We start from the raw sequence: 26,678 nt of genomic DNA, 5'->3' as shown, positions 1-26,678 counted from the left end.
CATGCCATTTGCCGTGTACGTGCTGGGTGTCGCGATCTTCACCCTCAACACCACCGAGATCATGGTGGCCGGGCTGATCTCCGGAATCGCGTCCGAGTTCGGCGTCTCCGTCGCCGCGGTCGGGTGGCTGATCTCGATCTTCGCCGTGGGGATGGTCGTCGGCGGCCCGTCCCTGACCATCGCGATGCGCGAGCTTCCACCGAAGCGGTCACTGATCTGGCTGCTCGTCGTCTTCACCATCGGCCAGACGATCGCCGCACTCGCCCCGGGCTACTGGGTGCTCGCGGTGGCACGCGTGGTGACAGCGCTGGCCGCGTCCGCGTTCTTCGGCGTGGCCGCCGCGGTCTGCGTGCAGCTCGTCGGCGCCGAGTACCGCGGCCGGGCGATGTCGGTCCTCTACGGCGGCCTCACCATCGCCCAGGTCGTCAGCCTGCCCGCCGCGTCGCTCATCGAGCAGCACCTCGGGTGGCGGGCGAGCTTCTGGATCGTCGGCGCCCTGGCCCTCGTGTGCATCGCCGCGGTCGTGCTGAAGGTCCCGGACCGCGGAGAGACCCAGACGCTCGACCTGCCGACGGAGATCCAGGCTCTCCGCAGCGGACGGCTGTGGGGCGCGTATGCGACCAACGCCCTCGTCATCGGGGCGGCCGTGACCGGCGTCACCTACCTGTCGCCGATCTTCACAGATGCCGGCGGCTTCTCGCGGTCGACCGTTCCCGTGCTGTTCGCCGTGTACGGCCTGGCGACCGTGGTGGGCAACGCCGTCGTGGGGCGGTACGCGGACCGCTACACCAGGCCGATCCTCGTCGGCGGGCTCACCGCGCTGACCCTCGTGCTGGCCGGCTTCGCGCTGACGCTCACCCACCAGGTACCGGTGATCGTCGGCACCGTCCTTCTTGGCCTGGTCGGGCTGCCGCTCAACCCGGCGATGGCCACCCGCGTCATGGCATTGTCCAACAACGGCACTCTGGTGAACTCCCTCAACGGGTCCGCGATCAACGTCGGTGTGGCCATCGGCCCCTGGCTCGGCGGCCTCGGGATCAGCGCCGGGCACGGTCTGTCCGCGCCGCTGTGGAGCGGCGCCGCCATGGCCTTCCTCGGGCTGCTCACCCTCATCCCCGATTTCCGGAAGCGCACCTGGGCTCGCCACGAAGGACGCCAGGAAGTCCGCGTGACGCCATGAGCCGCATGCCGTCCACCCCCCCCATGTCCCGGTGACCCCGACGAAAGGCACGACAGTGTCCTGGCCGACTCAACAAGACACAAGGACCGCCCTCGACAACGGCCTCCCGCCCCACAGCGGCATCGATCACGTCGTCATCGTGGGTGCGGGTCTGGCCGGTCTCGGCGCCGCGTACGAGCTGACCAAGCGGGGCACCCGCGTCACGGTGCTGGAGGCGTCCGACCATCCGGGTGGCCGGACCAGGACCCTGCGCGCCCCGTTCGCCGACGGTCTCCAAGCCGAGGCCGGCGCACTGACGGTGACGAACCACTGCGACGACTACACGGTGCATTATCTGCGCGAGATGGGGGTCGAGACCGAACCGAGCGACCTCGTCGGCACGGACTTCTCGTACTACCGCGACGGCACGCGCATCCGGCCGGACCAGACAGCGGACCACGCCGCCCTCCTGGGCCTGCACCCGCACGAGCGGGACCTGACCATCGAGGAGATGGTGGCCAGGTACGTCACGAAGCCGAACAAGGACATCGGCCCGGAGATCCTGGCGCCGGTCTGGAGCCTGTCGCCGCGGCTGCTGGAACTCGACCAGCTCTCGGTGCGCGAGGTGCTCGAGGCCCGCGGCGCCTCCGCTGCCGCGATCAGCCTGATCGAGCCGTACTTCCTGGAGATGCGCGGGAACGAGCTGGGAACCGCGTCGGCCATGGCGTGGGCACGCTACGAGTCGGGCCCCTGGGCCCTGTCAACGGCGGGTGCCGATTGGCGCAAGATCCAGGGCGGTACGGACATGCTGGCCCGGGCCCTGGCCGACAAGGTCGCCGATCATGTCCTCTACCGGGCGCCCGTGGTGCGGATCGCGCAGGACGACCACGAGGTGCGGGTGACCTTCCTCGACCGCAACCGGCTCCAGACACTCACCGCGGACCGCGTCATCGTCACCGCGCCCTTCGCGGGCATACGGCACATCAACCTAGGGATGGCCCGGCTGTCCCCGGAGAAGCACGCGACCATGCGCCGGATGCGGTACGCGTCGGCCACTCGCGTCTTCCTCCAGATGCGCAGGCAGTTCTGGCCGGAGAAGCAGCTGATGCTGTCCACCGACGGCCCGGTCCGCGCCGTGCGTGACGCCATGCCGCTGCGGCCTGCGGGGCGGAAGATTCTCGAGTGCTGGTTCAGTGGTTGGTCCGCTCAGGCGGTGGCGACCATGGGCCCGGAGGAGCGCATCGATTTCGCGCTCGACGAGGTCGAGCCGCTTCTGCCCGGCACGCGCGCGAACTTCGAGCTCGGCACGTCCTTCTCCTGGGACAACGAGCGGTACATAGGGGGCGCGTACGTGCTCCCGGAGCTGGGCCACCACGCGTTGATGGAACCCGCACGGCGCCCGGAGGGACGGATCCACTTCGCCGGCGAGCACACCTCCTACGAGCCCAATGGAGGGTCCATGAACTACGCGCTGGAGTCCGCCGTCCGGGTTCTCCTCGAACTGTCGGGCTCGTGATGTCGCGCGCCGTCGGGACGGCGGGCCGGTCACTGACGGCCCAGGTGGGCACCGAACCGCCGTGCCGTGAGCCGGTAGTAGCCGCCCGGGCCCGGCTGCGTCTTGACCGAATATCCCCAGCCGCGGAGCCGGTTGACGTCGCGCCGCAGGGTGCGCGGGCGACGTCCAGCCGGGCCGTCGGCTCCTCACCCGTGAACGTGTTGCCCGACTGCAGCACGACCAGCAGAGCGAGGACGCGATGCCTGACGTCGGCCATGACCGCATCGTCGCAGACAGTCGCGGCCACTCGCCGTCCACATCTGGCGGTACGGTCCTGAATATGTCCAACCGAGGGATCCGGATCCGGCGAGCCCGTACCCACAACCTGCAAGACCTCGACGTGGACGTGCCCCGCTCACAAGTCGTGGTCTTCGTCGGTGTGTCGGGCTCGGGCAAGTCGTCGCTGGTGTTCGACACAATCGCAGCGGAGGCGAGCTACCAGCTGCACGAGACGTTCCCGCCCTACCTCCGCAATCGGCTGCCGAAGTGGACGCGCCCCGAGGTCGGCGAGATCGGGGGGCTCTCCCCGGTGGTGGTGATCGACCAGCGGCGCCTGGGCGGGAACGCCCGCTCCACGGTCGGCACGATCACGGACACCTGGACCTACCTCAGGCTGCTGTTCTCCCGGGTGAGCACACCGCACGTCGGCGAGTCCAGCCACTTCTCCTTCAACGACCCGGCCGGCATGTGCCCCACCTGCTCCGGCATCGGCGAGGTCATGGCCAGCGCCGTCGACCGTTTCATCGACCTGGACAGGTCGCTGCGCGAGGGCGCCGTCCTGCTGCCCGGGTTCGCCGTCAACGGTTACTGGTACACGAACTTCGCCGACATCGGCGTCTTCGACGTCGACAAGCCGCTGCGCCACTGGAGCCGGACCGAGCGGAACGCGCTGCTGTACGGCATCGGGTCCGCCGGGTCGCTGGCGGACCGGCTTCCCCAGGGCTACCAGGGCGTCGTCGAGCGGTTCGAGCGCATCTACCTGCGCACCTCCGACGACATGAACGACCGCAAGAAGGAAACCCTCGCCAAGTTCACCCGCTCCAAGGTGTGCCCGGACTGCTGCGGGGACCGTCTCAACAAGGCGAGTCGGACGGCCACGGTGCTCGGCCACACCATCGGCGAGATGGCGCGGATGGAGGTCGATGAGCTCGCGGAGCTGGTGACGGGCGTGAGTGACGCAACAGTGGCACCGGTGGTGGCCGCGCTTACGGAACGACTCCGGGCGATGATCACCATCGGGCTCGGCTACCTCCACCTCGGCCGCGCCACCACGACGCTCTCGGGCGGCGAGTCCCAGCGGATCAAGACCGTCAAGCACCTGGGCAGCAGCCTCACCGAGATGCTCTACGTATTCGACGAACCCACCGTCGGACTGCACCCCCACGACATCTCCTCCATGACCGAGCTGCTCAAGCAGCTCCGGGACAAGGGCAACAGCGTCCTCGTGGTCGAGCACGACCCCGCCGTCATGGCCATCGCCGACCAGATCATCGAGGTCGGGCCCCTCGCGGGCGCGCACGGCGGAACACTCGTCTACCAGGGCAGCTTCCGTGGCCTCGGCACAGCCGGCACCGCCACGGCGGCGGCGCTGTCACAGCGTCGGCCCATCAAGGACGATCCGCGGACGCCGCGAGGACACATCACCGTGGCCGACGCCACGCGCAACAACCTCATGAACGTGACCGTGGACATTCCGACGGGCGTGACAACCGTGCTCACCGGCGTGGCCGGCTCCGGGAAATCCAGTCTCGCGAGCGAACTCGTCGCCCAGCACGACGCGGTCGTGATCGACCAGAAACCGGTCAGCACCAACCGTCGCTCGACCCCCATCACCTACACCGGGATAGCGACCCCCATCCGTAAGGTTTACGCACGCCACAACCAGGTCCCAGCCAGCCTGTTCAGCGCCAACTCCGAGGGCGCCTGCCCCCAATGCAAGGGCCGCGGGGCCGTCGCCACCGACCTGGCGTTCATGGAGGATCAGGAAACGGTCTGCGAGACCTGCCAGGGGCGCCGGTTCACACCCGAGGTCCTGCAGTACCGGGTCGACGGGCTGTCCATCGCCGACATCGACGACCTCACGGTCACCGACGCCATCGACCGGCTCTCCGATCGCACGGTCACCAAGGCGCTGCGCCACCTCGACGAGGTCGGCCTGGGCTACCTCCGACTCGGCCAGCCCCTCACGTCGCTCTCCGGAGGTGAATGCCAGCGCGTGAAGATCGCCAAGGAACTCCGGGACTCCACCGACCCGACCCTCTACATCCTCGACGAGCCCACTACCGGCCTGCACCTACGCGACATCGACACCCTGCTGAGCCACCTCGACAGCCTGGTGGACCACGGTCACACCGTCGTGCTGATCGAGCACAACCTCGACGTCATCCGACAGGCCGACTGGATCATCGACCTCGGCCCCGGACCCGGAAAGCACGGCGGGCAGATCCTCTATCAGGGGCCCGTCGCCGGTATCACTTCCACGGCCACCGCCGAGGCGCTGCACGAAACCGTCTGATCCCGTCGCCATGGCACCGCCCGGACCACTGCACGGCCCGCAGAAAGGGTCTTCTACTCACCCGTCCTCAACTCACCCGATACCGTCTCATTGCCGAACCTGAAGCCGATCCCGCGCACCGTGACGATCCACTGCGGGGAACCGAGCTTCTTGCGGATGCTGCTCAGGTGCGTGTCGATCGTCCGGCTGGCCAGCGACGTCACTTCCGGGTCCGTGTGGTCGTAGGCCCACACGCGCCGCAGCAGCTCGGACCGGGAGAAGATCTTCCCCGGCTCGCCCGCGAGCAGGTGGAGGATCTCGAACTCCGTGCGGGTCAGTCCGATGATTTCGCCACCGACCCGGACCTCTCGCAGATTGGGATCGATCTCCAGTTGGTCAGCGATCAGTAACGGTTGGGGTTTGGCCCGTACCCTCCGCAGCAGCGCTTCAAGACGCGCCATGAGCTCGCGACTGGGATAAGGCTTCACGATGCAGTCGTCACACCCTATTTCCAGGGCCAGCACCCGCTCGGACTCGCCCTCGGAAGAGAAAGCGATCATCGGGACGTGACTGGCCTCGCGGATCCTCTTGCACAGCGTGAGTCCGTCAAAGGCCTTGAGGTCGAGATCAATGAGCACTACGTCGACGTCGTGTACGGCGACCATTGCCTCTGCACCCGTCTCAGCCGCTTCGGTCCCGAAACCGTGGCGTTCAAGGTCCTTGATCATCGCCTCCACGGCTTCGCAATCCGCGACGACCAGTAATCGCGCTTCTTGGTCGATCACTGCTTCCTCCTGCCTTGTCGATGCGATCATGACGTGACGGCGCCTCTGAAATCGCATTCGTGGCGCGCGATGATCGCGGCATCATGGCACGTACCCCGCGCAGCGGATTGCGAACGATCCCCTTCGGCCGATGCGCTTGCCCCGCTGCCAGGCTCGTCATGGCAGCGATGGGGATGTTGAGGGTTTCATAGTGATTCGATGGTCATAACGTGAGGGAAACGCCGGGTTACATACCGAACCCCGAAGTTAGGCCTGACAGCGCCGATGATACAGCGGGACCCCTGTGGGAAAGCAGGACGCCTCGGAACTAATTGCGAATAAATCCCCCACACCGTCCGGAACGGGGGATTTCTGCGCTTCAGGGGGCTTTCAGCGCCTATCTACCCCAGCGCGTCTGAGACGTCCCGCTGCTTTGAGAGCCAGACAGGCGTCCGCCAAAGCCGGTGGCAGGTCGTTCGGCGTCGCGTCGACGACCATGACGCCATGCCGGGGGAGCTGCTCGCCTGCACGGCTTCGGTACTCCCCGAGCCGTGGCCGGATTTGAAGATCTCTTGCCGCACTCGACAGCCGCTGGAGGACGCGAACGGCACCGGAAGATTGATTGATCACGGGCATCCTTTCGTTACGATACACAAAAGATTTCGGAAAGGTATTCTCACGACACAAAGACGGTTGTTTCTCCGCCGGGCCAGTAATAAGCTATCCCTGGAATCAGGATGGAGGATTTGGAATGAGGTCATCTTGAACCAGAACTCCGACCATTCGCGGAAGAAACCGACTTCGCCGGCAGCTTCTCGACGGCCGAGGTGGACAAGTCGGTCGGCGGGCTGATCGACTTCGTCAGCCCGTCACCACCGCCACGCCCTGAGGCCAGGGCGGAGTGCCGGCGCTGGAGCGCGAGCTGCGCCAGACCGTGGACCTGCCCGGCCACCGGATGTACATCGCCGAGGCCGCGGCGACGCATCGCCCCGCCGAAGACTGCCTGCCACTGGTCAAACACGGCGGTATGTTCCAGACCGGCGCCCCTGCGCAACGCGTCAGCGTGGTGGCCCGCGGCGCCCGCCGGACCGCACAGAGACCGACCTCGGCACGCATCCGTCGGCGGCGTACGGAGACTTCCTCGCCGATTTGCCCCTGCCGAATTCTGGCGACGCCTGGTCGGGCGTCGGGATCCGGGTGGAACGCCCCGGCGCACGACCCGGCTACGCCGCCCTCGGCAATGCTGCCATGACTGGAGTTGTCAGCGCCGTCAGGTCACTGAGCGTCCCTCGAGGTTGCGGGTGAACTCCCGGGCCCTGCGGATGCGATTGCCACTCGCCTCGTGATCAGCAACTTCTCGTCCTACGACGCGTTCGCCACAACGGATCCGTCGGAAACGTAGTAGCCGGAGACATCGGCTATGTACCCCTTTAAACGATGAGTAATGATTCCCCCGAATGGAATAGGCATTACAGACTGGCCGCCAGAGGGATCTGCCGATGGAAGAATTCGAGGGTCATATCGCACATCCATGATGCGCTCTGGAGAGGAAAACCGCAGACGCTCACCGGCGACGCCGACGACCCGACCCTCGTCGAGTCGGCCACATCGACCAGTACTCGGCGAAGACCAAGTACTGGAAGGCAACCCCGATCACCTTCGACCTCGAAGGCCGCACCCCGCTCGGATGACCACCGCCCTCGGAACGGAGTCCCTGCCATGAGCCGCACCGCCGTCCCCCTGCCCGTCCGCGATCTGACCCAAATCCACGCCGACGGCACGTGGAAGACCGCCACCGGTACCGAGACCGTCACCCTGCTGGACCCGGCCTCGGAAGAGCCGCTGGGCAGCACCGTCCTCGCCGGCGCCGCCGATGTGAACACCGCCGTCACCTCCGCGCGTCGGGCGTTGGACCACGGCCCTTGGGAGCGCAGCACCCCGGCCGAGCGAGCGGATGTCCTGGAGCGCTTCGCCGATGCCCTGGAAAGGCACGCCGACGACATGAGCCGGCTGGTCACCCGGGAGATGGGGATGCCGCTGGGCTTCTCCCGGATGAACAACGTCGACGCCCCGGCGATGGTCCTCCGCTACTACGCGGGCCTGTCCCGTGGGCTGGAGCAGGAGGAGACCCGAGTCCCTGTCGGGCCCGGCAGCCGGACCGTCGTACGGCGTGAGCCGATCGGCGTGGTGGCCGTCATCCCGCCGTGGAACTACCCGGTGTTCCTGGCCATCACCAAGATCGCACCGGCGTTGGCAGCCGGCTGCACCGTCGTCTTCAAGCCCTCGGTGGAGACCTCGCTCAGCGGCGCCCTGCTGGTCCGGATCGCGCAGGAGGCCGGGGTGCCGGCCGGCGTCTTCTGCTTCGTGCCCGGCGGCGTCGCCACCGGCGCCGAGCTCGTCCGGCACCCCGGCATCGACAAGGTCGCCTTCACGGGCGCCACCTCCACCGGTCGCCTGATCGGTGCCGAGTGCGGCGAACGCCTCATCCCGGCCAACCTCGAACTCGGCGGCAAGTCCGCGGCGATCGTCCTCGACGACGCCGACCTCGAACATACCCTGCAGGGACTGGGGTTCCTGTCGTTCCTCAACACCGGGCAGACCTGCTTCGCGATGACCCGCGTCGTCGCCACGCCCGGCCACTACGACCGGATCGTCGACGGTCTCGCCGAGATCGCGCGGCAGCAGGTGATCGGCGATCCCCTGGCCCCGGCGACCACGACCGGACCGCTGGCGAGCGCCCGCCAGCGCGAGACGGTGGAGCAGTACGTGGCTTCCGGCCTTGCGGAGGGGGCCAGGCTGGTGACCGGGGGCCGTCGCCCGGACACCCCGGCCAAGGGCTGGTTCTACGAGCCGGCCGTCTTCGCCGAGGTCGGCAACGGGATGCGGATCGCCCGGGAAGAGATCTTCGGCCCGGTGGTGTGCGTGCTGCGGGCCGCCGACGAGGACGAAGCCGTGGCCATCGCAAACGACTCTCCCTACGGCCTGGCCGGGACGGTGTGGACAGCCGATCCCGAACACGGCCTGGACATCGGTCGCCGGGTACGGACGGGCACCTTCGGGGTCAACGGATACCCGCCCGACATCTCCGCCCCCTGGGGCGGCATGAAGGACAGCGGCGGCGGCCGCGAGTACGGCCCGGAGGGGCTTGAGTCCTATCGCGTCGTCAAGTCCCTCTACATCTAACTAGAGACCCCGGGGCCTCGAGCCCGCTGGCGTCGCGAGCGACTGACGGTTAGGGCGGCGCGGCGCGTAGACGGGGCGCCTGGTGGCTCATAGGCAGGCCACGGGAGGTTTCGATCGCCACGCGGATCCGGGCATCTTCGCCGGAAGCGGCCCGCGAAGGACAGGGAAGAGCGCGAACGCAAGGAGCCCAAGACTGTGGCCTCGGTGCAGACATGACGACGGAGCCGGCCTCCCAAGTCCCAGGCGGACGTGACAGGCGCCTCGGCTCACTCATCTTCACGATCTTCGGCCTCTACGCGCGGGGGGAGCACAACTGGCTTGCCGTGGCGTCCGTGGTCCAACTCATGGCGGATCTCGGGGTCGAAACCCAGGCCGTGCGGTCGTCAATCTCCCGCCTGAAGCGCCGCGGCGTGCTACTCAGCCGGCGCCACGCAGGCGCCGTCGGTTATGCCTTGGCGGACTCGACTCTGGAGACGCTCGCCGAGGTAGACGTGCGGATCTTCGAGCGCAGCCGGGCCACCGCCGAGGACGGCTGGCTCGTGGTCGTCTTCTCCGTCCCCGAATCCGAGCGCGAGAGGCGGCACGAACTGCGCACGACCCTGACCCACTTGGGCTTCGGTACCGCGGCACCCGGCGTCTGGGTCGCCCCGGGGACCCTGGCCGCGGAGACCCGGCGCACCCTGGTACGCCGCGAACTGTCCGAGTACGTCGACATCTTCACCGGCGACCACTTCGCCTTCGGAGATTTGCGGTCGAAAGTCCGCAGGTGGTGGGACCTGGACGAACTCACCGAGCCGTACGCGGACTTCATACGGCGCTACCGCCCCGTCCTCGATGCAGCCTCGTCAGGCGGTATCACTGCGCCGGAGGCGTTTCGCACGTACATACCAATGCTCACTCAATGGCGGCGGCTGCCCCACCGCGACCCGGGGCTTCCCCTGTCGCTGCTGCCTCCGGGGTGGAACGGGGTGACCGCGAGCGTCCTGTTCGACGAGCTCAACAACACGCTGAGCGCACCGGCACGCGAGTATGCCCTGGCGGTGATCCACGGGCGCGGATAGGGCACGCACTTCTTCCGTATCGACGGTGCAGGCCCTCGGGCGCGCACCCCGAGCAGCTCGGAGCCCACCTCGGCGGCGGCACGGACGACCTGGCCGCGCACAAGCATGCCGAGGCGTCGGCGGCAGCGGATGCGCAGCACGACGGGGACCAGGTGCGGGAAACGCGCCGGGTTGCGTACGACGGTCGCGAGCAGGGTGCCGTCGGCGTAGAGCAGGGCGAACGGCGTACGACGGTGCGCTCGACAGCCGCAGACAGCGGGCCACCTCGCGCCAGGAGTGAGGTTCCCCCGTCGTTCGGCAGGTGTTGATCAGCTGGTCAGAGTGGGTTGACGGGGTTTCAGGTTCACTCGTTCGGCCGCTGCCTGCTCGGCGTAGTACTTTTCTTCGAACGCGATGAGGCTGAGCCGGCCGAGTTTCCCCTGAATGCGCTGGCTGTTGTAGAAGCCGTCGATGCACTCGAAGAGCGCCAGGTTCGCCCCGGCCCGGGGGTTGAAGGGCCGGCTGCGAAGCCCCTCGGTCTTGAACAGTATCCACAGGTTCTCCGCCAGGGCGTTGTCGTGCGAACCCCCGGCCGAGCCCATCGATGGCTCAATTCCCCCCGTTACGTTTTTCGCGGTCCTGCATGAGGGCCGCCTCGTCGAAGATGCCTGCATCGATGATTCGGCCGATGCTTACGTGGTTCGTGGCGGCTGGGGAGAATCTGGGGAGAATGAGCGCCGCTGGGGAGCGCGTGGGGAGAATCGACTACGCAACGCGGCACGATCCTGAACGACACCGAAAGATCCATCTGCACAGGTCAGAGGCATCGGATACTGCATCCCCGCGGTCAGCGCCATCAAGTAGACAACTTCAGCTCGTCCCGCGGAAGGACGGCCTCTCGAGCCTGCTCCCAGATCTGCTTACAGTCGGAAGCCGAGATCGGCCCGCCTCGCATACCGGAAACAGCAAGTCGTCCTCCTGCAGACCAGCGTCACTGATCCACTCAAGGAGGAACTCGACGAACTGCGGCTGGAGGGGTATCTCCCTCGCCTCCCCATTTCGACGGACCGTCACCTTATCCCCGTCGCCCTCCGGGAGGACCACGTCACTCACGCGCAGGGCGCGAGCCTCACGTGGGAACAGAGCCTGCTAATCGCTCGGTGTACCCCTTCATGCGTACGTGAGCTGCCAGCGGGCCCGGAGCGGGCGGACACAGCGCACGGCGGGTCACCACAGCTCCCAGGCGGCGAGGCGACGTTCCTCAGCTACCGGCCTATTACGGGCCCTGACCTGCCGTCAACAAACCACCGCTAGAGGCGGGCCAGGTTCAGCGCGTTCTGCAAGGCCTTGATGGTGGCGGGACCCCAGGCCCCATCCACGGTCAGGCCGGCATTGACCATCCGGTTCAGATGCCGTTGCAGGGCACTGACCGTGCCGGGGCCCATGTCGCCGTCCACGGTCAGGCCCGCGCCGCTCCAGGTGTTGAGGTGGCGTTGCAGGCCCCGGACGGAGGCCGGGCCCCAGGCGCCGTCGGCGGTGACGCCGATCGCCCGTTGAGTGGCGGTGATGGTGGCGGGGCCGAAGACGCCGTCGACGGCCAGCCGTGCACCCTCGTCGAGGTAGGCGTTGTAGGCGGCTTCGGTGGCCGGGCCCCACAGGCCGTCCGCGGCGACGCCCACCTTGGTCTGCAGCCAGCGCACGCCGGCGTCGGTGAGCGGTCCCCAGATCCCGTCCACGGTCAGCTGCGGGCTGTGGCCGAGACCGTTGACGGCCGACTGCTGAGCCGCCACCGACCGTACCGATGACATGCCGCCGCTGGAGCTGTCACCGGTGAACGCCTTGCAGGCGGCCTCGGTGGCCGGGCCCCACAGGCCGTCCGCGGCGACGCCCACCTTGGTCTGCAGCCAGCGCACGCCGGCGTCGGTGAGCGGTCCCCAGATCCCGTCCACGGTCAGCTGCGGGCTGTGGCCGAGACCGTTGACGGCCGACTGCTGAGCCGCCACGGTGCGCACCGATGTCATCCCCCCGTGAGGGTCGCCGGTGCCGTCGGTGATCGGCAGGTCGTCCCCCTGCATGCCCCCCTGCACCCACGCCCGCAGGGCGGAGCCGGGGCACTGCGTGGACTGACCGGACAGGCCGCCGTGCCAGGTCTGGGCCAGGGTCTTGCCGGTGATCGCGTTGGCGCGGTAGTACAGGGCGCGGATGGCAGTGGCCGTGAGGGCGGTGGCCTGCCCGTCCTGGCCGATGAAGCACACGCCGATGTGGGTGGTGTTGTGCGGGGCCGCGTGCGCTCCCAGGACGTACCAGCCGCGTCCCTCGTAAACGCGGCCGGCGGTGTCGACCAGGAAGTTGTAGCCGATGTCGTCCCAGCCGTTGGAGTCCATGTGATAGTTCTGGATCTGCCGCGGTGTCTGGGTCGGCGGGCCTGCCGAGTAGTGGACGGTGAACCCGGTACGGACGCCGGGATCCACCCTCTCCACGGCGCGCGCCGGGCGGGCGCCCCACTGGCTGCGGGGCTGGATCGTCAGACTGGGGTGGGGAGCGGGCGTCGGGGGATCGGGGATCGGACCCGGGTCGAGGCTCCCGTTGCCCACGTTCGGGTAAAGGTTCCCCGGGCACTCCGAGTCGGGGTCGAGGTCCCGGTGTCCGAGAATCCGCGGTCCCGCCTGCTCGTACTGGCGCAGGTGACCGATCAGCTCGCGGATGGAGGTCACCATGGCCTGCGTCGGAGTGTCGTTGGTCTCCGCCATGCCCATGATGGCGAAGTAGTTCTGGTTCGCTCCTGGGGTCTTTGTGTCGTTGGCCGCCGAGCGGACCTTGGGTCCCCGGCCCTCGAAGATCCCGCCGTGGTGGCAGACGAGGTAGTTGTACGGGATGTCGTCGTACCCGTCCGCCATCTTCGCCTGCTGCACCTCACGGACCTGGCCGAAGCAGTCCTCGTGGTTCTCCATGTAGTAGCTGTCCCACGGCCAGGGGTAGGAATTGCCGTGGTGGTGGACGGCGACCCCGCCCAACCAGGGGCTCCACGGGTCGGTGATCGGCTTCGCCGGGGGCACGGCACCCCACGCCGACCGGGGAATGATGTCCACCACTGTCCGTACTCCTTCCGCACTGCGATTCCGATCCCGGGGTCAGAACGCGCCGATCACGCCGCCGTCGCTCCGGCTGACGGCGACCGTGGCAGAGCGGGGTCGGCCTTCCGGGGCGTGGTCGGGCCAGTTGCTGACCGCCCGCGGGTTCCGCGGGGTGGGGGTACCCCAGGCCGCGGAGCGCTCGCCGGGGTGCTGCACGTTGACGAACAGGGTCCGCCGGTCCGGGGTGAGGGCGACGCCGGTGATCTCCGCGCCGCGTGGGCCGGTGAGGAAACGGCGGATCGTCCGGGTGCCTGGGTCGGCCACCAGCAGTGCGTTGTTGCCCAGCCGGTCGTGCCCGCACTCCTGGCGGTTCTGGACGTGCCCGGAGGCGCCGGTGCGGATCCACAGCCGCCCGCCCGCGTCGAACGACAGGCCTTTGGGCGAGGCGAACATGCCCCCGGAGTCGAGCTGAACGGCGTCGTCGTAGGCGGGGTCGCCGGCGAGTACGAAGACCTCCCAGCGGAACCGCCCGGCCGCCGCGTCGCCCCCGTCCTCCCGCCAGCGGATGATGTGCCCGTAGGGATTCGACCGGCGGGGACGCACTGCCCCGGGGCGCGCGGACGCGGGGGACGCGCAGGGCGCGTGCCCAGTGCTGTTGGCGAGCGCGCAGTAGAGGCCGCCATCGCGCGGGTCGACCGCGATCTGCTGGGGGCGGTCCAGCGGGGTGGCACCGAGCGCGTCGGCCGCCTGCCGGGCGCGCAGCAGCACGTCGGCCTGATCGGTCCAGCCCAGGCGCCCGGTCAGCGGGCCGCGGCCGTGGACCAGCGGCAGCCATTCGCCCGCGCCGTCGTCGTGGAAGCGGGCGACATACAAGGTGCCCTCATCCAGTGGGCCGCGGCCCGCGGCGCGGCCGGCCCCCCAGGGCCGCGCCGCGACGAACTTGTACACGTGGCCGCCGTCCTGGCCGTCCCCGCTGTAGACGACGGCCCGCCCGTCGGCCTGCGTCACGGTCGCGCCGGAGTGGCTGAACCGGCCCAGGGCTGTGTGCTTGACCGGGGCGGAGCGGGGATCCAGCGGGTCGATCTCGACGACCCACCCGAAGCGGTTGGGCTCGTTGCCGCTGACCGCGAGGTCGAAGCGCGGGTCGGCCCGGTGCCAGCGGTGGCCGTGGCCGACCGCGCTCAGCCCGTAGCGGAGCTGTGTCTCGGTCGGGTGCCAGGCGGTGTCGTCGGTGCCGAAGACGGCGTGGAAGTTCTCCTCGGCGACCAGGTACGTGCCCCAGGGGGTGTTCCCGGTGGCGCTGCTGCCCAGGACGCCCAGGGGTGCGCTGCCCGTGCCCAGGCGGGGGTGGCCGGCGGTGACCGGGCCGGCGAACGCCACGGGTGTGGCGCCGGTCACCCGGGTGTTGCGTGGTGAGTCGACGACCTGCCAGACATCCCCCCTGCGCCGGACCTCCACGAAGCTGACGCCGACCGCGGCCAGCGCCTTGTCCACCGCCGACGTGGTGAGGTCGGCGCCGCCGTCAGGGTGCAGCAGCGCGCCGTCGGCGTACTCGTGACCGATGACGAGCATGCCGTGCCGGCTGCCTCGCGGGCCGCGTCCCAGTGGGTGGAAGGCCAGTCCGCTGTGGTGCGTGCCGATCTGCCGGGCCTGCTCGGCGGCGGTGTTGCCACCGTCCTCGCGCCATGCCGGACCGGTCGTGCGCAGCGGCTGTCCCCAGGGGGCAAGCACATGGGCGACGTAGCCCGCGGGCACGCGGACGGAATCGACGTCATCGGCAGGAACGGAGACGAAACCGGGCAGCGCAGCGCCGGTGGCGTCCGGCTCGGGCGCCGCCGCCGCCGACCCGGAGCCGATGAGGAGCCCCGCGGCCGTCGCGGTGCCGCTGATCAGGGCGCTGCGGCGGGACAGCGCGGCGGCCGGGTTCTCTGTCATGTCGGTACTCCGTCCCAGGGCAGAGCGGGTCGCCGTTGTCCGGCGCTGACGATGGTCACGTCTCCGTGAGCGCAGGTTGTGCTGCGACACAGGACGGCGAGAAGCGTTCTTTCAGGTACATGACATCCCCTTGCTGCTGGACGGTACCAGGATCGATCCGCAACGGCCGCCACTGGCTATGCGTGCACGGCGCTCGCCCTCTTGCTTGCCCCATAAGGCAGGTCGCCGGCGGTGTGGTCGCTGGTCAGGCTGACGATCCGCCCGCTGCCATGCTGCCCGCGGAACCGCAGTCCGCACTCTCGGATCAGCAGCCGGATTGCCCGGGCATTGACCGCAAACGCCAGCGGCGCTGAAGCTCACCAGGAGGGAGCCGAGCGCGGTGAATGCGCCCATGCTCACCTCGAACGTCGTGTCCCTAAATGGGATGGTGTATGTGAGATGGCTGCCGGCCATGCCCTGCTGAACGAACCCCGCCCCGCCCAGGGCCAGCAGCCCGGCGGTAATGAACATCAGGCGGCGGGCACTCTTTGTGTCATCCGGCATCCCAGGCGAGTCGGCCGGTTCATCCATCTGACGCATGACCCCATCCTGGAGCGTGCGGTCCGGGACCGGTCCCGAGTCGGCCAAGCAACCGAGGTCCTGAGCACGGGCAGTTCGACCTCGACGACGCCGCCCACCAGTGACAGGCCCTCGACTCCCTGGCCGACCAGTCACGTCCTTATGACCGTCCTTACGCCCAGGCGGAGGCACTGGTCGCGACAGCACATGTGATGGTCGACGTGGCACCCCAGCGGGCGCTACGGGTCGCCCAGCCCTCGGACCGACTCGCTCGCCACGGCGCCGGCCTGGCACGGACCGAATCGACGCGGCTGAACCTGATCGAGGCGTTTGCGCGGGCTGCGCCCCAGATAGCGCGGGAGAAGGACACGGTCATCTCCGCAGCGCGCGTCCCCTGCACCAGCATCGACTACGAGAAGATCGTCACCGAACCGCGCCTCGTTGCCGCCGTGAACGCGATCGACCGTGCGTCGGCCAAACACCTGATGGGACGAGGCCCGGGCTGGGCCGATTTCCAGGTCCGCTCCGATACCGCGATCCGCCGCCACCAGACCCTCGTGAACTGCGCGTTCAGCTTCTGCTGGAACACCTGGTTCGCCCGCCTCCGCCCGCTTCAGGCGACCCGCCACCCGGCCCTGACACACTGTCAGGGCCATTTGAGAGGGGGAGAACCGGGGTCCCAGCAGCCCCAACCTGCCTGCTGGCCCCAGGCACTGCGGGCCGTCCGTGGCTGGCTGACGCCCTGGTCCACGCTGCAACGCTACGGGCGGGCATGGTCAACGAAGCCCCCGCCCGCAGCACTCCAGGAACTGATCAACACCGTCGGCAGCGGCAGACCTCTTGATCTCTACTGCCCGGAACTCCTTGTCCCAGACACCGCCCTCTGTGTCGAACTTGTTCACGGGCAGCTTCACTTCGCGCATACGGGAGGGCTTGTTCGGATCGTCGAGATCGGTACGTCCCCAACCGGCGGCGCGTACGAGACGCCCCGGCCGCAGCTGTGTTCCCAGCGGTGGCAGGGCCGCGCGAGGCTGGTCGACCGAACTGTCGAGCACGATGAGCCCCAGGTCCGTGTTGGTCACGGTGTCGAAGTCGGGGTGGCTGTAGACGGCGAAGCGGTCGTCGGTCACCACTGTTCCGCCGGACGTCCTCGAGTCGGACCGCCCCAGGACCAGCCGGATCTTGACCCTGCCCTGCTCGGCGAACCTGGCGCAGTGCGCCGCGGTGGCGACAACGCGGCTGTGGACCAGTACTCCGCCGCAGTAGTGCGACCAGGTCCCGTCGTCGCCCTGTTGCTCGATCTGTACGACGAAGGACCGCTCGCCGTCCGGTACCGGCACTCCACCGACGATCGCCGACGCGCCGGGTGCCATGGCGAACACGGTTCCCAACGCGCAGACACCCGCGAGGGAGATGACCGCCCGTCGGCTCACTGACTTGCGCAAGGTGGACTCACTTCCGTCTGCCACCGGGCGCGGCCCCAGCGGACTCGTGGGGCGGCCGACGCCCGGCCGCCCCTTCCGACGAGGATCATGAGTCCGTCATTCCTCCGGCAGGCATCCGTCCCGTATCGCGCCGATCGCGGCCTCCACTCGGCTGTGTAACAGCGCGAGGGCAGTCAAGAGGACTTACACCAAAGGGAGTTGGGTTCGGCGACCGCGCCCCCCGGACGGGATCGCGGTCGTGTGCTCACATGCGTTCCGGTGCCTTCTGGCGTCCGTCAGCCACAGGCGGGCCTTGAGCAGGCCCTCTCCCGCACAGGCCCCGGTCCCGGGTGAGGACGTGCTCGACCGGCGCCCCCATCAGGGCATCTCCGGGCCGTCGTACTCGCTCATCGCGTCGATGAGCCAGCGCGCAAGGTAGTCGGCGAACGAGGAGCGGGGGAACAGGCGGTACGTGGGTGCCTCGTCGAGTTGCCAGAGCAGCACCGCTACCGGTCCCACCGTGGTCGACAGCGCCCGGCCGGGTCCGAAGACGCGGGGATGCAGGTCGAGCGGGCAGCCCTTCTCCAGGACCTGGCGGGCGGCCGGGCCGGTCAGTTCCAGTGTGGTGCGGTTCGCCGAGACGTCCACGACCGAGCCCGGTGCCCCGCCGAGTGCCTCCTTCAACTCGGCGACCAGGGCGGTCGCTTCGGACGGGGACAGGACGAGCCACTCGTCGGGGCCGAGCCATACGATCGCGTGGGCGGCGGATGAGGTGGTGTCGCCGCACTGTCGCGGGAGCGGCGCCCCGAGGGCCTGCTCGATGCGGTCGGCCGCTTCGGAGGCGGGGTCGACGCGCAGGTTCACCATGGTGAGGAACGGCCGCTCGGTCAGCGCGACACCGCGGGCGCCGGTGACCGTGGCGGCGCGCATCCGGTCTTCCAGGTGGGCCAGGGGGCTGCGGCGCAGGCGCACCGGGCCGGACTCGGTCAGCTCAGCCATCTCGCTTGGTCCCTTCGGGGTCGTAGAGGACGAAGTCGGCCACCTCGACGGGCACCAGGTCCTCGCCCACCGGGGCGAGCAGGGTCTCGCCGATCCTCGACCGCCCATCGGCGACGAGGGCGAGGGCGAAGGGGCGGCCGAGGGCCGGGCTGTGGTAGCTGGAGGTGACGTGGCCGAGCATCGGCACGGGCACCGTCTCCAAGGGGACGTCCGGCGCGACGAGTTGGGTGCCTTCCGGCAGCCGGGTCGTGCGGTCGGTCGGCAGCAGGCCGACCAGTTGCTTGCGGTCGGTGCGGGCGGTGTCGGCGCGGGAGTAGGACCGCTTGCCGATGAAGTCCTTCTGCTTCGAGACCACCCAGGACATGCCCGCGTCCTGCGGGGTGACAGTGCCGTCGGTGTCCTGGCCGACGATGATGTAGCCCTTCTCGGCCCGCAGGACGTGCATGGTCTCGGTGCCGTACGGCGTGATGCCGTACGGCCGGCCGATCGCGTACACCTCCTCCCAGACCTCCAGGCCGTACCACGCGGAGACGTTGATCTCGTAGGCGAGTTCGCCGGAGAAGGAGATCCGGCAGATGCGGGCCGGGATGCCGGAGGCCAGTGTGGTCTCGCGGAAGGCCATGAACGGGAAGGCCTCGGCGGACAGGTCGACGTCGGGCGCCAGCCCCGCGACGACCTCGCGCGACTGCGGGCCGACGACGGCGATCGTCGCCCACTGCTCGGTCACCGAGGTGCAGTGGACGTCGAGTTCGGGCCACTCGGTCTGCAGCCACTCCTCCAGCCAGTCCAGGACGCCTGCGGCGCCGCCGGTCGTGGTGGTCATGAAGTAGCGGTTGTCGTCGAGACGCAGGGTCACGCCGTCGTCGAAGATCATGCCGTCGGGCTTGCACATCACGCCGTAGCGGGCGTGGCCGGGCTTGAGCTTCTTGAAGGCGTTGGTGTAGACGCGGTTGAGGAACTCGCCCGCGTCCGCGCCCCAGAGCTCGATCTTGCCGAGGGTGGAGGCGTCCATGAACGCCACGCCCTCACGGGCCGCGCGGCATTCGCGGGCCACGGCCGTGTCCATGTCCTCGCCCGGCTGGGGGTAGTACCAGGGGCGCTTCCACTGACCGACGTCCTCGAACATCGCGCCTTGAGCGACGTGCCAGGGGTGGATGGAGGTGGTCCGCTCCGGGTCGAACAGCTCACCTCGCTCACGCCCGGCCAGGGCGGCGAAGGCCACCGGCGCGTACGGCGCCCGGTAGGCCGTGGTGCCGATCTCTCCCAGTGAGCCCCCCAACACCTCGGCGATCACGCCGATCGCGTTGACGCCGGACGTCTTGCCCTGGTCGTTGGCGGTGCCGAGCGAGGTGTAGCGCTTGACGTGTTCGACGCCGCGCATGCCGGCGCCGGTGGAACGCCAGACGTCGGCGACGGTGACATCGCGCTGGAGGTCGACGAAGTGGTTGTCCCAGCCGTCGTCAGGGCCCGGCACGAGCCACAGGGCGCGCACCTCAGGACGCACCTCCTCGTACGACGCCGTCGGCACCGGCACCGGGAATCCGGCCTCCGTCGCCGCCAGCGCACCGGCCCGCGCCCCCTCGGCCACGCATCCGCCGAGCGAGTACGTCCCGCGCGCCGCACCGACGACGTGTTGGTCCCGCACGTTCCCGTCGGGCACGAAGGCGACCAACTCGTTGTCCCAGCGCAGCCGCCCCTGGCGCTGGCTGTGCAGGTGCACCACCGGGCTCCAGCCGCCCGAGACGGCGAGCAGGTCGCACGCGAAGGACTCGGCCGCACCGGTGAGTCGGCCGTCCGCGTCAAGGCCCTGGACCGCGACCGAGGTGATCCGTCCCTCGCCCCCCGTGTCGACGACCGCGCTGCCCGTCAGGACCCGTACGCCGGTCGCCGCGGCGACCTCGGTGGCCCGCTCGGACAGCTTGGGGCGTGCGTCCACGACAGCGGTCACCGCGACACCCGCGGCGTGCAGGTCGGCGACCGTGTCGTAGGCGCTGTCGTTGGTCGTGCTCACCACGACCCGGGAACCCGCCGCCACGCCATACCGATTGAGGTAGGTACGGACGGCACCGGCCAGCATCACCCCGGGCCGGTCGTTGCCCGCGAAGACCAGCGGACGCTCATGCGCGCCGGTCGCCAGAACCACCTGGCGGGCGCGGATGTGCCACAGCCGCTGCCGCGAGACGCCGGCGGGGGCGTCGGCTCCGAGATGGTCGGTGCGCCGCTGCAGCGCCAGCACGTAGTTGTCGTCGTACGACCCGAAAGCCGTGGTCCGATGCAGTACGACGGCCTCGGGCGCCGCGTCGAGGGCCGCGCGCATCTCGCCGGCACCCTCCCAGTCACCGGACTGAGGCTGCTCGTCGACGAGGATCACGCGGGCGCCGGACTCGGCGGCAGCGGCGGCGGCCGCGAGCCCGGCCGGGCCGGCGCCGACGACCAGGACGTCGGTGTGGACGTACTTCTTGTCGTAGACGGCGGGGTCAGGGGTCGGGTCCAGTCGGCCCATGCCGGAGAGCGTGGTGGCGGACAGTCCGTCGTACAGCTCGACGGTTGTGGCCGGCAGCATGCCCTCGGAGCACGAACCGTCGATCTGCAACAGGGCGTTGGGCTCTTCGACGCCCGCGGCGACGATGCCGCGCGGGCGGCTGCGGTAGAGCGAGGGGGCGACCTCGACGATGCCGTTCGCCAGCATCGCGGAGGCGACGGTGTCACCGGGGTGCCCGGTCAGCTCCCGTCCGTCGACGGTGAACCGCAGCACGGTGCCGCGGTCGATGCGGCCTCCTTGCCGGAGCCGGAAGTGCTGGTCGGTCATCGGTTTCCTCCGGCAGCCTGGGGCAGTTCGGGGCGGGGCTCGTCGGGCCGGTAGGAGGCGAGCACCTCGTAACTGGCGGTGTCCCGCAGGACGTTGAACCAGCGGCGGCAGCCGGTGCTGTGCATCCAGCGCTCGGCGAAGGGGCCCTTGGGGTTGTCGCGGTAGAAGACGTACTCGGCCCACTGCTCGTCGGTGAGGTCGGCCGGGGTCTCGGGGTGGGGGACGTGGGCCTGTCCCCCGTAGTGGTACTCGGTCTCGTCACGTGGACCGCACCATGGGCAGCGGATGAGCAGCACAGTGTTCTCCTCAGTGGGCCACGGCCGCGGCGCCGTGCTCGTCGATCAACGCGCCCGTGGTGAAGCGTTCGAGGGCGAAGGGGGCGTTCAGCGGATGCGGTTCGCCGGTGGCGAGGGTGTGCGCGAAGGTCCAGCCGGCGGCCGGGGTGGCCTTGAAACCGCCGGTGCCCCAGCCGCAGTTGACGTAGAGGTTCTCCACGGGGGTGCTGCCGATGATCGGGGAGGCGTCCGGGGTGACGTCGACGATGCCGCCCCAGGTCCGCAGGACGTGTGCGCGGGCGAAGATCGGGAACAGCTCGACGGCGGCGGCCATCTGCTGCTCGATGACGTGGAAGGAGCCGCGCTGCCCGTAGCCGTTGTAGGAGTCGACGCCCGCGCCCATCACCAGCTCGCCCTTGTGGGCCTGGGAGACGTAGACGTGGACGTGGTTCGACATGACGACGGTGGGGTGCACCGGTTCGTGCAGTTCGGAGACCAGGGCTTGCAGCGGATGCGACTGCACCGGCAGCCGTACGCCCGCCCGCTCGGCCAGCACGCTGCTGTGCCCGGCCGCCGCGAGACCGACCCGGCCGGCGAGGATGCGGCCGCGGTTCGTCTCGACGCCCACGACCCGGTCGCCGTCCTTGAGGAAGCCGGTGACCTCGCAGCCCTGGATCAGGTCCACGCCCAGCTCGTCGGCGCGGCGGGCCAGCGCCCAGGCGACGTGGTCGTGCTTGGCGATGCCGGCGCGCGGCTGGAAGGTGCCGCCGAGGACCGGATAGCGGGTGCGGGACGAGACGTTGAGGATGGGGCAGACCTTCGCGACCTCGTCCGGCTCCAGCCATTGGGCGTCGACTCCGTTGAGGCGGTTGGCGCCCACGCGGCGCATGCCCTCGCGGACGTCCTGGAGGGTGTGCGCGAGGTTGAGCACGCCGCGCTGGCTGAACAGGAAGTCGTAGTCCAGCTCCTCGGGGAGCTGCTCCCACAGCTTGAGCGCGTGTTCGTAGATCGCCGCGCTCTCGTCCCACAGGTAGTTGGAGCGGATGATCGTGGTGTTGCGGGCCATGTTGCCGCCGGCCAGCCAGCCCTTTTCCAGGACGGCGACGTTGGTGATGCCGTGGTTCTTGGCGAGGTAGTAGGCGGTGGCCAGGCCGTGGCCGCCCCCGCCGACGATGACGACGTCGTACGAGGAGCGCGGCTCGGGGTTGCGCCAGAGGAAGTCCGGGTGCTCCGGCAGCGGCTCGGCGGTCATGCCGCGGCTCCGTTCAGGTGGGGGTAGAGGGGGAAGGCGGCGGCGAGTTTCCCGACCCGGGCCCGCAATTCGTCCTCGGGCTGCTCGCCCTTCAGGGCCTGGGCGATGATGTCGGCGACCTCCCGGAACTCCGTGTCGCCGAAGCCCCGGGTGGCGAGAGCTGGGGTGCCGATCCGCAGGCCCGAGGAGACCATCGGCGGGCGGGGGTCGAAGGGCACCGCGTTGCGGTTGACGGTGATGCCGACGCGGTGCAGCCGGTCCTCGGCCTGCTGCCCGTCCAGCTCGGAGTCGCGCAGGTCGACGAGTACCAGGTGGACTTCGGTACCGCCGGTCAGCACGGTGATCCCGGCCTCGGCCACGTCGTCGGACAGGAGCCGTCCGGCGAGGATCTTCGCTCCCCGCAGCGTGCGCCGCTGGCGCTCCTTGAACTCCTCCCCCGCCGCCACCTTGAAGGCCACCGCCTTCGCCGCGATGACGTGCTCCAGCGGTCCGCCCTGCTGTCCCGGGAAGACCGCGGAATTGATCCTCTTGGCGAGGCCGGCCCGGCTGAGGATCACCCCGCCGCGCGGGCCGCCGAGCGTCTTGTGCGTGGTGGTCGTGACCACGTCGGCGTACGGCACCGGGCTCGGGTGCAGGCCCGCGGCCACCAGACCGGCGAAGTGCGCCATGTCCACCAGCAGATACGCGCCCACCGCGTCGGCGATCCGCCGGAACTCGGCGAAGTCCAGGTGGCGGGGGTAGGCCGACCAGCCGGCGACGATCAGCTTGGGCCGATGGGCGAGAGCGAGCTGCTCGACCTCGTCCATGTCGATGCGCATGTCAGACGTGCGCACGTGGTACGGCACGACGTTGTAGAGCTTGCCGGAGTAGTTGAGGCGCATGCCGTGGGTCAGGTGCCCGCCGTGTGCGAGGTCGAGGCCGAGGATCGTGTCGCCGGGGTTCAGCAGCGCGAACATGGCTGCCGCGTTGGCCTGGGCGCCCGAGTGCGGCTGTACGTTCGCGGCCTCGGCGCCGAAGAGTTCCTTGACGCGGGTGATGGCCAACTGCTCGATGACGTCGACGTGTTCACAGCCGCCGTAGTAGCGGCGGCCGGGGTAGCCCTCGGCGTACTTGTTGGTCAGGACCGAGCCCTGGGCCTCCATGACGGCGGCCGGCGCGAAGTTCTCCGAGGCGATCATCTCGAGGGTCGACTGCTGGCGGTGCAGCTCGGCGTCCACCGCGGCGGCGACATCCGGGTCGAGTGCGCTGAGCGGGAGGGAGAGGGGGGAGGTGACCGTGGTGGTGGACGGGGTCGTTGCCATCTGTGCACCATCCTGAGCGTCAACTAAAGAGCAACTGATATATCAGCCTGTGCGGTAAGGTATGGGAGCTCGCCGGACAGGTCAAGGGGGCATCCATGCAGCAGCTGGCGACCGAGCCCACGGGCGAGGAGCTGTCCCTCGCCGAACGCGCCTACCGCGCCATCCGCGACCGGCTCGTGATGCTGGAGATCCGCCCGGGCGCGCCGATCAACGAGGACCAGTTGGGTCAGTCCCTCGGCGTCGGACGGACACCGGTGCGCGAGGCGCTCAAGCGGCTCCAGTACGAGCGCCTGATCACGACCTACCCCCGGCGCGGCACCTTCGCCACGGAGGTCAACATCACGGACCTGGCGCATATCTCCGAGGTACGCCAGGAGCTGGAGCCCTTGGCCGCCGCCCAGGCCGCGCGGCGGGCCACGGCCGCGGACCGGGCGGCCCTGACGGCCGTACTGCGGGAGCTGGAGCGCGTGGATTCCCGTCGACAGGACGCCGCCGACCTGATGCGTCTGGACCTTCAGGTGCACCGCGCCATCTATGCCGCCACGCACAACCCGTACCTGGAGGACACCCTCGTCCGCCACGACAACCTGGCCACCCGCATCTGGTGCCTGTTCATCGACCGCCTGCCCGACATGGCCGGCCACGTCGAGGAACACGGACCGCTGATCGAGTCGATCGTCGCCGGTGACCCCGACAAGGCGTCAGAGCTGGCCCGCAGTCACGTAGTGGGCTTCGAACGGGCCATTCGCGACGCCATCTGACGTGGGTCACGACGACGGTTGAGCTGGGCCGGTGACCTGCGTTTTCCTGCCAGGTCGGCCGGGTACCCGGCCGACCTGGCAGGCAGGGAGCGGAGTGGACAGCGGTATGGGCAGGGCGGGAGTGCCGGAGCGGGCGGCCGCGGTCGCGGTGGCGCACGGCCTGTTCAACATCGTGGGCGGGCTGCGGCCGCTGGCGCATCTGCGCGGCTTCGAGTGGGTCTTCGGGCCGAGGGGCGGATCCGGCCGACGTACCGCCTGGATGCCGCGATGCAGACAGGGTGGATCGCCGGCTGGCTGCGTGCCGCCCCCGGCAAGGGCACCGCACACGCCAGGAGTGACGCTTGATGAGGGACCGACTGCCGTCATCCCCGCCCGAGCACGAGGGACGACAGGGCACCCCAGCACACCCGACACACCAAACGGCGTTCGCACCAGGGAGGCCGACGATGAGTGAGCACACCCCGTCCCAGGCAGAGGGCGAGCGGCAGGACGACACCGCGACGGAACGGAAGACAGAGCAGGGCGATCCTCAGGAGGCGCCACGGACGACCCCTTCGCAGGCGGAGGGGGACCGCGCGGGCGAAGAGGCCAAGGAAGGGGACGCCGCGGAGTGGGAGAGCGGCTGGTCAGGACCGTGACGCGGCCGGTCTAGGGATCCTTGCCGGTCACCACGGTGGACGCGGGCTTCCGTCCGCCGGTCCCGTGAGGCATGGGCCTGCCACGCGAAGAGGTCCTTCGGGCAAGAGCCGGCCGTGGTTGACCCGGTCGCCCGCGCGGCCCCGGACGCCCACCCTGCGTCCGTCCAGCACGGCGATGTCCGACGCCGCCCCTTCCCGGCCCCGGTCCGCTCAGCCTTCGACGCCGGTGGCGGAGTGGGGCGCCCCGACGGGCTTGGACTCCGGTGAACCTCGTTGCCTCAGGTAGATGGCGAGGACGGCCATGGAGCCGACGGCGAGCAGCTCGGACTGCCAGTTCTGCAGGGTGCGGTCCCAGAAGTCCGCGGAGGAGAGGTACTCGGCCCAGGACAGGGGGGCCTGGAGTTGGCGCAACTGCTGTTCGTTGTAGGCGGCGACACCCGTGACGGACTGGGCCAGCCAGGACAGCAGGAAGATGGTCCCCATGGCCAGGCCGAGCGAGCGGGAGAAGAGCACGCCGCGCCAGTCCGTGGCCGCGGCCCATCGCGGGGAGTCGTCCCTGGCGTGTTCGCCGGTCATCTGCTCCTTGTCCGACTCGGTGCCCGCCCTGTCGAGTTCCTTGGACTCCGGTGAGCCGCGCTGCAGCAGCCAGACGGTGGCGAAGATGTAGAGGAAGAACTGCAGGTACTCGGACTGCCAGTTCTCGGTGACGTCGACGGCGAAGTCCGACGTGGTCACGTAGGCGCCGAAGCTGATGAGTGCCATGTCGTCGGTGCGGAGCTGGTTGTTGAACGCCGCGTGCCCCACCACGGCCTGGCCCGCCAGGGCGAGCAGGAACGTGCCCATGAAGAACAGGCCGAGACTGTTGTGGCGGAGGAACCGCCGCGCACGGTGCGGGGCCGCGGTGGTGCCGTTGCCGGGCGCCGGTTCCGTACTCATCGGCGCATCAGTCCCAAGGCCATGAAGTACGCCAGGCCGAGAGCTACCACCAGAAGCGTCCCTACGAACAGCGTCCTCATGGTCTTCTCACCCGCCCTTGATCTCGCACTGGTACGGCTGCTGGGACCGGGGCCGGCATCCGGCGGCGGTCACCTTCCAGCCCTCGGGGAAACGGGCCAGGAAGACGGTGTCGTGCTCCAGCACCACCCGGGCCTGGCGGCCGTACACGTCCACCTGCCGTACGGCACCGGCGGCGGGAAGCTCTTCCTCGCCGATCGCCCGCTCGCACCGGCTCTTGGCCGACTGCTCCAGTTCCTGCCTGGTGGAGGGGGCGAGCGCCGCGCACAGATCCCTGTACTGCTCGGCGTCCAGCGCCCGCTCGAAACGGGTGACGTCGGCGGTGACGCGGTCACGCCGCTCGGCGGGCGTGGCGCATGAGCCGACGGTGACGGCGACCACCGCCACCGCGATGCCTGAGGCGTACCACCGTCCTGGCATCCCGCCTCCCTGCGATCCCCGGC

Annotated in this window: 19 protein-coding genes, 1 rRNA gene and 2 pseudogenes; 9 read left to right on the top strand and 13 right to left on the bottom strand. The window is 69.5% G+C overall.

What is annotated here, in order from left to right:
• Window position 1 precedes the first annotated feature (1 nt).
• The 3 genes from OG828_RS46200 to OG828_RS46190 all read left to right on the top strand — a co-directional run bounded on the left by OG828_RS46200 (window position 2) and on the right by OG828_RS46190 (window position 5,229).
• Window positions 2-1,180 carry an MFS transporter gene (locus OG828_RS46200; RefSeq protein WP_328442074.1) on the top strand — a complete coding sequence of 393 codons (1,179 nt, stop codon included), beginning with the start codon at window positions 2-4 and terminating at the stop codon, window positions 1,178-1,180.
• 31 nt (window positions 1,181-1,211) lie between these two features.
• Entirely contained in the window at window positions 1,212-2,675 is a 1,464-nt protein-coding gene (locus OG828_RS46195) for a flavin monoamine oxidase family protein (protein WP_328504547.1), read from the top strand.
• A gap of 319 nt (window positions 2,676-2,994) precedes the next feature.
• Window positions 2,995-5,229 carry an ATP-binding cassette domain-containing protein gene (locus OG828_RS46190; protein WP_328442072.1) on the top strand — a complete coding sequence of 745 codons (2,235 nt, stop codon included), beginning with the start codon at window positions 2,995-2,997 and terminating at the stop codon, window positions 5,227-5,229.
• A gap of 53 nt (window positions 5,230-5,282) precedes the next feature.
• Here OG828_RS46190 and OG828_RS46185 read toward each other — a convergent pair whose 3' ends face one another.
• Entirely contained in the window at window positions 5,283-5,993 is a 711-nt protein-coding gene (locus tag OG828_RS46185) for a response regulator transcription factor (protein ID WP_328442071.1), read from the bottom strand.
• Between the two features lie 194 nt (window positions 5,994-6,187).
• Between OG828_RS46185 and rrf the strand changes: the two genes are divergently transcribed.
• The 3 genes from rrf to OG828_RS46170 all read left to right on the top strand — a co-directional run bounded on the left by rrf (window position 6,188) and on the right by OG828_RS46170 (window position 10,216).
• A 5S ribosomal RNA gene (rrf, locus tag OG828_RS46180) occupies window positions 6,188-6,300 on the top strand.
• Between the two features lie 1,391 nt (window positions 6,301-7,691).
• On the top strand, window positions 7,692-9,155 hold the full coding sequence (locus OG828_RS46175; protein WP_328442070.1) for an aldehyde dehydrogenase: 1,464 nt from the start codon (window positions 7,692-7,694) through the stop codon (window positions 9,153-9,155).
• A 212-nt stretch (window positions 9,156-9,367) separates the two neighbouring features.
• A complete protein-coding gene (locus tag OG828_RS46170; RefSeq protein ID WP_328442069.1) occupies window positions 9,368-10,216 on the top strand; it encodes a PaaX family transcriptional regulator in 849 nt (282 codons plus the stop codon).
• 308 nt (window positions 10,217-10,524) lie between these two features.
• On the opposite strand, the gene OG828_RS46165 is transcribed toward OG828_RS46170, so the two are convergent.
• From OG828_RS46165 to OG828_RS46150, 4 genes and pseudogenes are all read right to left on the bottom strand, one after another.
• A complete protein-coding gene (locus OG828_RS46165; RefSeq protein WP_443060250.1) occupies window positions 10,525-10,797 on the bottom strand; it encodes an IS3 family transposase in 273 nt (90 codons plus the stop codon).
• A 708-nt stretch (window positions 10,798-11,505) separates the two neighbouring features.
• The gene (locus OG828_RS46160) at window positions 11,506-13,284 is read right to left on the bottom strand and encodes a peptidoglycan recognition protein family protein (RefSeq protein ID WP_328504546.1); all 1,779 of its coding nucleotides are present in this window, start codon (window positions 13,282-13,284) and stop codon (window positions 11,506-11,508) included.
• Window positions 13,285-13,326: 42 nt separating this feature from the next.
• On the bottom strand, window positions 13,327-15,204 hold the full coding sequence (locus OG828_RS46155; RefSeq protein WP_328504545.1) for a PhoX family protein: 1,878 nt from the start codon (window positions 15,202-15,204) through the stop codon (window positions 13,327-13,329).
• Between the two features lie 194 nt (window positions 15,205-15,398).
• Window positions 15,399-15,542: pseudogene (locus OG828_RS46150) on the bottom strand (SDR family oxidoreductase); the annotation flags it as partial.
• Between the two features lie 720 nt (window positions 15,543-16,262).
• Here OG828_RS46150 and OG828_RS49755 point away from each other — a divergent pair.
• A pseudogene (locus OG828_RS49755) lies at window positions 16,263-16,606 on the top strand (IS701 family transposase); the annotation flags it as partial.
• Here OG828_RS49755 and OG828_RS46145 read toward each other — a convergent pair.
• The 6 genes from OG828_RS46145 to glyA all read right to left on the bottom strand — a co-directional run bounded on the left by OG828_RS46145 (window position 16,539) and on the right by glyA (window position 23,822).
• On the bottom strand, window positions 16,539-17,207 hold the full coding sequence (locus tag OG828_RS46145) for a S1 family peptidase (RefSeq protein ID WP_328504544.1): 669 nt from the start codon (window positions 17,205-17,207) through the stop codon (window positions 16,539-16,541). The pseudogene OG828_RS49755 and the gene OG828_RS46145 overlap by 68 nt on opposite strands.
• Before the next feature lie 357 nt (window positions 17,208-17,564).
• Window positions 17,565-18,185 carry a sarcosine oxidase subunit gamma gene (locus OG828_RS46140; RefSeq protein WP_328504543.1) on the bottom strand — a complete coding sequence of 207 codons (621 nt, stop codon included), beginning with the start codon at window positions 18,183-18,185 and terminating at the stop codon, window positions 17,565-17,567.
• The gene (locus OG828_RS46135) at window positions 18,178-20,994 is read right to left on the bottom strand and encodes a sarcosine oxidase subunit alpha family protein (protein WP_328504542.1); all 2,817 of its coding nucleotides are present in this window, start codon (window positions 20,992-20,994) and stop codon (window positions 18,178-18,180) included. Before OG828_RS46135 ends, OG828_RS46140 begins: the two co-directional genes overlap by 8 nt.
• A complete protein-coding gene (locus OG828_RS46130; RefSeq protein ID WP_328370962.1) occupies window positions 20,991-21,290 on the bottom strand; it encodes a sarcosine oxidase subunit delta in 300 nt (99 codons plus the stop codon). Before OG828_RS46130 ends, OG828_RS46135 begins: the two co-directional genes overlap by 4 nt.
• A 10-nt stretch (window positions 21,291-21,300) precedes the next feature.
• On the bottom strand, window positions 21,301-22,521 hold the full coding sequence (locus tag OG828_RS46125) for a sarcosine oxidase subunit beta family protein (RefSeq protein ID WP_328504541.1): 1,221 nt from the start codon (window positions 22,519-22,521) through the stop codon (window positions 21,301-21,303).
• Window positions 22,518-23,822 (bottom strand): serine hydroxymethyltransferase, encoded by a 1,305-nt coding sequence (gene glyA, locus OG828_RS46120; protein ID WP_328504540.1) that lies wholly within the window; start codon window positions 23,820-23,822, stop codon window positions 22,518-22,520. The genes OG828_RS46125 and glyA overlap by 4 nt, the downstream gene beginning before the upstream one ends.
• A gap of 95 nt (window positions 23,823-23,917) precedes the next feature.
• On the opposite strand from glyA, the gene OG828_RS46115 reads away from it, so the two are divergent.
• Window positions 23,918-24,583 carry a GntR family transcriptional regulator gene (locus OG828_RS46115; protein ID WP_328504539.1) on the top strand — a complete coding sequence of 222 codons (666 nt, stop codon included), beginning with the start codon at window positions 23,918-23,920 and terminating at the stop codon, window positions 24,581-24,583.
• A gap of 446 nt (window positions 24,584-25,029) precedes the next feature.
• Window positions 25,030-25,221: a hypothetical protein gene (locus OG828_RS46110; protein WP_328504538.1), complete on the top strand. Its 192-nt coding sequence runs from the start codon at window positions 25,030-25,032 to the stop codon at window positions 25,219-25,221.
• A gap of 210 nt (window positions 25,222-25,431) precedes the next feature.
• Here the strand turns inward: OG828_RS46110 and OG828_RS46105 are convergent, their stop codons facing one another.
• Together OG828_RS46105 and OG828_RS46100 are read right to left on the bottom strand one after the other, a co-directional pair.
• Window positions 25,432-26,157, bottom strand: coding sequence for a DUF6766 family protein (locus OG828_RS46105; RefSeq protein ID WP_328504537.1), 726 nt, complete (start codon window positions 26,155-26,157; stop codon window positions 25,432-25,434).
• Window positions 26,158-26,244: 87 nt separating this feature from the next.
• On the bottom strand, window positions 26,245-26,655 hold the full coding sequence (locus OG828_RS46100) for a hypothetical protein (RefSeq protein WP_328504536.1): 411 nt from the start codon (window positions 26,653-26,655) through the stop codon (window positions 26,245-26,247).
• Window positions 26,656-26,678 lie beyond the last annotated feature (23 nt).

The sequence above is a fragment of the Streptomyces sp. NBC_00457 genome (assembly GCF_036014015.1).
GTDB lineage: Bacteria > Actinomycetota > Actinomycetes > Streptomycetales > Streptomycetaceae > Streptomyces.
The sequence above is the reverse complement of the archived record's forward strand: the minus strand, read 5'-3'. Positions and strand labels throughout refer to the sequence as shown.